Genomic DNA, 7,143 nt, shown 5'->3' with positions numbered 1-7,143 from the left:
ACGCACTGGCGCTCGCGGGGCTTCTGGCCGAAGCCTTGCCGGCCTGGACCGAGATGGCGCAGCAAGCCGGCCTGCAGGATCTTTTGCGCCGCAACGGCTGCCTCTATCTCTACCGCCGAGAGGGCGATTTTGCCGCCGCATCCGGCGGGCGGGCACTGCGCGCCGAGCTTGGCGTTCGTCAGGAGGTGCTGACGTCGCAAGAGGTGGCCGGGCTGGAGCCCGGCCTGCAGGCAACCCACGCCCGCGGCCTTTACTTCCCGGACTCCATGAATGTCGCCGATCCGAGCCTCGTGATGCGCCGGCTGTTCGATGCGGCCGCGGCCCGCGGCGCGTTGCTGGTCCGAGCCGAAGTGACCAGCCTGCGGGCTGACGCTGGTGGCGTTGAGCTAGGCGGTTCCGATTTCCGCGTCAAAGCGAAGACAGTGGTAGTCGCTGCCGGCGCACGCTCGCGCGCTCTGGCTGCGCAAGCCGGCGACAGCATCCCGCTGGAAACCGAACGCGGCTACCATCTCGAATTCCTGACCGACGCACCTCTGCTCAATCGCCCGGTCTGTCCTGTCGATCTCGGCTTCTACATGACGCCGATGGCTGGCCGGCTGCGCGTCGCCGGCACGGTCGAGTTGGGCGGGCATGCCGCACCGGCAAATGCGCGCCGCCTGGCGCTGCTCGATCGCGGCGTCAGGCAGTTCTTCCCCGACCTTGGCCGAGCGTCGTCCGAGTGGCTGGGCTTTCGCCCATCGCTGCCCGATTCCCGGCCGGTCATAGGCTGGTCGCGGGGCAGTTCCAGGGTGATCCACGCCTTCGGCCATGGTCATCTCGGCCTGACACTTGCGCCGATCACGGCACGCTTGGTCGCCGAATTGATCGGCCACCGGGTCGATGCCGATCGCCTCGCTCCTTTTGCCGCCGATCGCTTCGGTGCCTGATCGAGGCGCAAGCTCCGGCCCCTTGCATCCATTCCTCCCCATCACAATGATGGTGTGATCGCCGCGTATCCCTGCGTGGCGATCGGCGGGCAGGGGTTGTCATTGGGGCTGGTTGAACTGAAATCGCCGAGGGCGCCTTGGCGCCTGGCGCGCATCTGTGTGGTGGCGGCCGGGCTTGCATTCTTCACCGCGTCAGCGGTCGTGCAGGCGGCCGACCGCCCCCTCGAGGACGCGTTCGAGGCGGCGCAATGGGCGCTGCTTTCCTCCGCCGGCAACGCCTTGCAGCAGCTTGGCCTGCGCGCCGCCGCCGGCTCGCCGGAGCTGGCGGGCATTGTGCGCGAGCGCCAGGATCTCGTGGCCATGGTCGCCGGGAAGGAAAAGGCGCTGGGGCAGGCTGGTTCGGCTGGTGCCGATCACGCCGACGCGCTGGTGCGCCTGCGCGGCGAGATCGATTCGCTGCGCGCCGAACTGGCTGGCGTCGACGCCAGGCTTGCCGAATCCTTTCCGCGCTATGCCGATCTTGCCCATCCCAAACCGCTGTCGGTGGCCGATGTGCAGGCCCTGCTGGACGACGATGAGGGCCTGCTGCTGATGCTTGCCGGGCACGATCACATCTTCGTCTGGGCCGTCGGCAAGCATGACAGCGCCTGGACGTCTCGCGGGACGACCCGCAAGTTGCCGAATATGTCCTGACCACGGCGGTGCGCATAATCGTGAGCAAGACCAATTCCTATGAAACCGCCATGCCGCTCGCCCGCCGCGCCTACGACGTCTTCAGGGAAAGGCAAACGGCGATGGCCAATTACGATGCCGGCCAGGAGGCCTCCCGCCGCGACGGGCGGCGCTTCCTCGAAATTTTCATCGCCGGCCAGTACGAGGCGGGCGCGAACTAGCGCGGCGGCTCAGCGCGTGGCGTGGCCCGGTCGGCTCAACGCGCGAAGATCTGCTCCAGCGAGCGGAAGCCCTTGAACTCCAGCGCATTGCCGGAAGGGTCGCGGATGAACAGCGTCGCCTGCTCGCCGGGCTCGCCCTTGAAGCGCACCATCGGTCGCTCAAGCCAGTCTATGTCGTCGCGGGCTTCCAGCCGGGCGGCGAGCCGCTGCCATTCGTCCATCGTGAGCACCGCGCCGAAATGCGGAATCGGGACCGCGACGCCGTCGACCTGGCCGTCGCGCGCGGCGCCGGATGCCCGCGGCCGCAAATGCGCCGACATTTGGTGGCCGTAGAGGTCGAAATCAACCCATGTCGCCGAGGAGCGACCGATGGCGCAGCCCAGCACCTCGCCATAGAAAGCGCGGGTTTCATCGAGATCACGCACCGCAAAGGCGAGATGGAAAGGCGTCATGGCGAAGGCTCCTGGCAGTTTGACGATGCTCCGGCCCGGTTGTTCCGGCCGGTTCGGGCGCGAATGGGTCGCGGCATCCTGATTGCCCTTCTGCCATTGCACAAGCGACAGGGGAACAATAGATGGTGCGGCAGCCGCCCAATCGGGCCGAAGAGACAGGATCAAGTGCATGACCGACCAGCTCGACGCAGCGAAACTGACCGACCGCGTCGCGGCGCTCGTCGAGGCTGCGAAGCGCGCCGGCGCCGATGCCGCCGACGCAGTCGCCGTGCGCGGCCGTTCGGCCGGCGTTTCGGTGCGGCTGGGCAAGGTCGAGGGCACCGAATCGTCGGAGAGCGAGGATGTCGCGCTGCGCGTGTTCGTCGGTCAGCGGGTGGCGAGCGTCTCCGCGACCGCAGCCTCGAACCCCAAGGCGCTGGCAGAACGCGCCGTCGCCATGGCCAAGGTGTCGCCCGAGGATCCCTATCAGGGCCTTGCCGATCCCGCGCTTTTGGCCGGCAAGCCACGCGACCTCGACCTGTTCGACGCCACCGAGGTCCCGGCCGACGCGTTGAAGGAGGCAGCACTTGCTGCCGAAGCCGCAGCGCTTGCGGTGAACGGCGTCACAAATTCGGCCGGCAGCAGCGCCAGCGCCGGCCTCGGCGGGCTGGTGCTCGCCACCTCGCATGGTTTCGTTGGCCAGTACGTCGCCTCGCGCTTCTCGCGCTCGACCAGCGTCATCGCCGGTGCGGGCACCGGCATGGAGCGCGACTATGAGTTTTCTTCCCGCCAACATTTCGCCGATCTCGACGCGCCCGAAGAAATCGGCCGCAAGGCGGGCGAGCGCGCGGTGCGCCGCCTCGGCGCGCGCAAGGCGGCGACCGGGCCGGTCGACGTGGTGTTCGATCCGCGCGTCGCGCGCGGCATCGCCGGCCATCTCGCCGGCGCCATCAACGGTGCGGCAGTGGCGCGCAAGACCAGCTTCCTGCGCGACATGATGGGAAAGCAGGTGGCATCGGCTGCAGTTACTATCACCGACGAGCCGCTCAGGCGACGCGGCCAAGCCTCGCGTCCCTTCGACGGCGAAGGCGTCGAGGGGCAGAAGCTGCTGATGGTCGACAAGGGCGTGCTGAACCACTGGTTCCTGTCGACCTCGGCGGCCCGCGAGCTCGGCCTGGTCACCAACGGACGGGGCGCGCGCAGCGGCTCCTCGGTCTCGCCATCCTCGACCAATCTTGCCATCGAGCCGGGCGAACGGGCGCCGGAGGATCTCATCAAGTCGTTGAAGAGCGGCTTCTATGTCACTGAAGTGTTTGGCCAGGGCGTCGACATGGTCACCGGCGAATACAGCCGTGGCGCCTCCGGTTTCTGGATCGAGAATGGCGAGCTTGCCTATCCGGTCGCCGAGGTGACGATTGCCTCGAATCTGAAGACCATGTTCCTCAACATGGTGCCGGCAAGCGACCTCGACCGCAATTTCGGCACCGCCGCGCCGACGCTGCTCATCGAAGGCATGACCCTTGCCGGCGCGTGACCCGCTCATCCTGGCCGGAGCGCGCGGGGACCTCGCCCTGCTGCGTGACGCCGCCCGCGAGGCAGGCGCGATCGCCATGCGCTATTTCGGCAACAGCCCGCAAGTCTGGATGAAGGGCGGCACCTCGCCGGTCAGCGAGGCCGACCATGCGGCAGATGCCTATCTGCGCGAGACCTTGCTCAAGGCGCGGCCGGACTATGGCTGGCTGTCGGAGGAAACCGCCGACGACCACGCCAGGCTCGCCGCGCGCCGCACCTTCGTTGTCGATCCGATCGACGGTACGCGCGGTTTTCTCGATGGCCTGCATTCCTGGTGCGTCAGCGTCGCGGTCGTGGAAAACGGCGTAACACTCGCCGGCGTCCTAGAATGCCCGGCCAAGCACGAGACCTATTGGGCGCTGCCCGGCGAAGGCGCCTTCCTGAACGGCGAGTCGATCCGCGTGCGGGCGTTGGCGGACACCGTGGATATCGGCGGGCCGAAGCCGCTGGTCGACCTGTTGCCGGAAGCCTGGCAGGGCCGGCTGCATCGCACGCCCTACATTCCTTCGCTGGCCTACCGCCTGGCGATGATCGCCGCAGGCAAGCTCGACGCCACCTTCGTCAAGCCCAACGCGCACGACTGGGACATCGCCGCCGCCGACCTCATCCTGCGCGAGGCCGGCGGCGCCTTGCTCGACCGGCACGGCCGCCCGCCACGCTATGCCGGCTCGGTGATTCACCACGGCGCGCTGGCCGCCGGCAGCGGCGCCTTGCTCGACGTGCTTGCCGGCGTCATCGCCGGGCTGGAGAGTTGAACCATCATCAAAGGTTCCAAAGTCGGCGGCTTTGGTCTAGACCTTTGCAAACTCACGATATGTGAAGGACCGACATGGCCGTGGAAGACGGAAAGAAGCAGCTTTTGCACCTGGTGTTCGGCGGCGAGCTGAAAAAGCTGGGCGGAACCGAATTCCGCGACCTCGATGGGCTCGACATCGTCGGCATCTATCCGGACTATCAATCCGCGCACGCGGCATGGAAAGCCAAGGCGCAGGCCAGCGTCGACAATGCCCACATGCGCTATTTCGTCGTTCACCTGCACCGGCTGCTCGATCCGGACAGCAGGGCCGCCGGTTGAGACCGATGGAGCATGAAGCGGTGAAAGGGCCGGTCACCAGCCCCGCGGTGCGGCGCGGCGGCACGACCCGCACGCTCTGGCGCCGGATCCGCGAGCCGCTGGCCCAATCGCGATTCGTCAAGAACTTCATCGCCGGCCTGTTCGCCAATTTCGTCCGTCTGGTTCGCCTGACCAGCCCGCTGGTCAAGGGGTCGACTCAGGTCGCCGGCGGCGCCTACGCGCATCTGGAGCCCGGCATCATCGCGCTCTGGCACGGCCAGCATCTGCTGACGCCTGCGTATTATCCCAAGGGCAGGCCGTTGGTCGCCATGGTCTCGCGCAGCGCCGACGCCGAGCTCAACGCGCTGATGCTTGAGAAGTTCGGCATCGAGGCGGTGCGCGGCTCGGGGGGGCGCGACAGTTCAAGGCATCTCGACAAGGGTGGAGCCAAGGCTTTGATTGCCCTGAAGAAATCGCTTAGCACCGGCAAGAACGTGGCCATGATCGCCGACATCCCGCACGGTACGCCGCGCGACGCCGGAATGGGCATCGTGCTTCTGGCGCGACTGTCCGGCCGGCCGATCCTGCCTTCGGCGATCGCCACCAGCCGCCGCAAGGTGCTTGAAAAAAGCTGGGACAAAACCACCATTAACCTGCCTTTCGGCCGCTCAGCGGTTATCGTTGGGCCGCCGGTATTCGTGCCGGCCGATGCCGACGACGCCGAGATGGAACGCAAGCGCCAGGAAGTCACCGCCGCGATCAACGCGGCAACGACCGAGGTTTATCGCCTCGTGGACGGCCTGAAATGAGCGAGCGCTGGGCGCGCACCATGCTGTCGGCCTACCGCTACGCGGGCGCCGCCGCCTATCCGCTGATCGGTCCTTACGTCGCCTGGCGCACGTCCAGGGGCAAGGAGGACCGCGTGCGCCGGCGCGAGCGCTATGGCGTCGCCGGCCGTCCACGCCCTGAAGGGCCGATGATCTGGATCCACGCGGCCAGCGTCGGCGAGACCCTCGCAGTCGTGCCGCTGGTCGAGAGCATCCTCGACTACGGCGTCAACATCGTGCTCACCACCGGCACGGTCACCTCCGCGCAGGTCGTCGACGAGCGGCTTGGCGACCGCATCATCCACCAATACGTGCCGCTCGACCTGAAACCCGCAGTCAGCCGCTTCCTCGACCATTGGCGGCCCGACCTCGCGATCATCGCCGAATCGGAGATCTGGCCGATGACCATGCTGGAGCTCGGCGCCCGCCGCGTGCCGCAGGTGCTGGTCAATGGCAGGCTGTCCGACCGTTCCTTCTCGTCCTGGAAGAAGCGCGCCAACATCGCCGAGGCGCTATTCGAGAACCTTGCCCATGTCGTTGCCCAGTCGGATGTCGACGGCGAGCGCTTCCGCACGCTCGGTGCCCGGCCGGTCACGGTGTCGGGGAACCTCAAGGTGGATACCGCCCCGCCGCCGGTCGACGAACGGGCGCTCGCATCGCTGAGGCGGCAGATCGGCGAGCGGCCGACCTGGGCGGCGATCTCGACCCATGACGGAGAGGAGGTCGTGGCGGCCGAAGTGCACGCCACCTTGCATCGGCGCCACCCTGGGCTGCTCACCATTATCGTGCCGCGCCATCCCGATCGCGCCGAGGCACTCTCCGCGCAGATTTTCGGCATGGGCCTGAAGCTCGCCCGCCGCAGCAAGGGCGACAGGATCACGGCCGATACCGACATCCTGCTCGGCGACACGATCGGCGAGATGGGTCTCTATCTCAGGCTGACCGAGATCGCCTTCGTTGGCCGCTCGCTGACCTCCGAGGGCGGCCAGAACCCACTCGAGCCGGCGATGCTGGAGACGGCGGTGCTTGCCGGCCGCAACGTGCAGAATTTCCGCGAGGCCTATCAGCGCCTGCTCGACAGTGGCGGCGCCAAGCTGGTGCGCGATCGCGACATGCTGGCCGGCGCCGTCAACTTCCTGCTGAGCAACGAGGTGGCGCGCCACGAGATGATGGCGGCCGGCGCCGCCACCGTCGACGAGATGCGCGGCGCGCTGGCGCGCACGCTGAAGTCGCTGGAGCCTTATATCCAGCCCCTGATCGTGAAGTCGCGCCTGAAGGGCGCCAACGGGAGGTAGCGTGACCTCCGAAGCACCGCCCTTCTGGTGGGAAGAACCGGACTGGCGCGTTCTGGCGCTGTCGCCGCTGTCGGCGGCCTACGCGCTCCTGGCCGGCCGCCGGATGCGGCGGGCGCCGCGCGAAAAGGGCGAGGCGCCGGTGCTG

9 protein-coding genes and 1 pseudogene are annotated in these 7,143 nt (G+C 67.7%); 9 read left to right on the top strand and 1 reads right to left on the bottom strand.

Going from position 1 to position 7,143, the window contains the following annotated elements; translation table 11 throughout:
- The 3 genes from EN745_RS25730 to EN745_RS25720 all read left to right on the top strand — a co-directional run.
- A partial coding sequence (locus EN745_RS25730) for an FAD-dependent oxidoreductase (protein ID WP_145992130.1) occupies positions 1 to 926 on the top strand: 926 nt, incomplete at its 5' end.
- 54 nt (positions 927 to 980) lie between these two features.
- Positions 981 to 1,619 (top strand): hypothetical protein, encoded by a 639-nt coding sequence (locus tag EN745_RS25725; RefSeq protein ID WP_145992129.1) that lies wholly within the window; start codon positions 981 to 983, stop codon positions 1,617 to 1,619.
- A gap of 20 nt (positions 1,620 to 1,639) precedes the next feature.
- Positions 1,640 to 1,819, top strand: a complete 180-nt coding sequence (locus EN745_RS25720) for a hypothetical protein (protein WP_127422565.1) — start codon at positions 1,640 to 1,642, stop codon at positions 1,817 to 1,819.
- Between the two features lie 35 nt (positions 1,820 to 1,854).
- Here the strand turns inward: EN745_RS25720 and EN745_RS25715 are convergent, their stop codons facing one another.
- A complete protein-coding gene (locus EN745_RS25715; protein ID WP_126055078.1) occupies positions 1,855 to 2,271 on the bottom strand; it encodes a VOC family protein in 417 nt (138 codons plus the stop codon).
- A 169-nt stretch (positions 2,272 to 2,440) separates the two neighbouring features.
- Here EN745_RS25715 and EN745_RS25710 point away from each other — a divergent pair, with 169 nt between their 5' ends.
- The 6 genes and pseudogenes from EN745_RS25710 to EN745_RS37210 all read left to right on the top strand — a co-directional run.
- The gene (locus EN745_RS25710) at positions 2,441 to 3,784 is read left to right on the top strand and encodes a TldD/PmbA family protein (protein WP_126055077.1); all 1,344 of its coding nucleotides are present in this window, start codon (positions 2,441 to 2,443) and stop codon (positions 3,782 to 3,784) included.
- Complete coding sequence (locus EN745_RS25705; protein ID WP_126055076.1) at positions 3,771 to 4,577, top strand: 3'(2'),5'-bisphosphate nucleotidase CysQ; 807 nt, start codon at positions 3,771 to 3,773, stop codon at positions 4,575 to 4,577. Before EN745_RS25710 ends, EN745_RS25705 begins: the two co-directional genes overlap by 14 nt.
- Before the next feature lie 74 nt (positions 4,578 to 4,651).
- A complete protein-coding gene (locus EN745_RS25700; RefSeq protein ID WP_126055075.1) occupies positions 4,652 to 4,897 on the top strand; it encodes a DUF4170 domain-containing protein in 246 nt (81 codons plus the stop codon).
- 5 nt (positions 4,898 to 4,902) lie between these two features.
- Positions 4,903 to 5,685 (top strand): lysophospholipid acyltransferase family protein, encoded by a 783-nt coding sequence (locus EN745_RS25695; protein ID WP_126055074.1) that lies wholly within the window; start codon positions 4,903 to 4,905, stop codon positions 5,683 to 5,685.
- On the top strand, positions 5,682 to 6,998 hold the full coding sequence (gene waaA / locus EN745_RS25690; RefSeq protein ID WP_127422564.1) for a lipid IV(A) 3-deoxy-D-manno-octulosonic acid transferase: 1,317 nt from the start codon (positions 5,682 to 5,684) through the stop codon (positions 6,996 to 6,998). The genes EN745_RS25695 and waaA overlap by 4 nt, the downstream gene beginning before the upstream one ends.
- A 1-nt stretch (position 6,999) precedes the next feature.
- A pseudogene (locus tag EN745_RS37210) lies at positions 7,000 to 7,143 on the top strand (tetraacyldisaccharide 4'-kinase); the annotation flags it as partial.

It is taken from the genome of Mesorhizobium sp. M4A.F.Ca.ET.022.05.2.1 (assembly GCF_003998845.1).
In the GTDB taxonomy this organism is placed as follows: domain Bacteria; phylum Pseudomonadota; class Alphaproteobacteria; order Rhizobiales; family Rhizobiaceae; genus Mesorhizobium.
The sequence above is the reverse complement of the archived record's forward strand: the minus strand, read 5'-3'. Positions and strand labels throughout refer to the sequence as shown.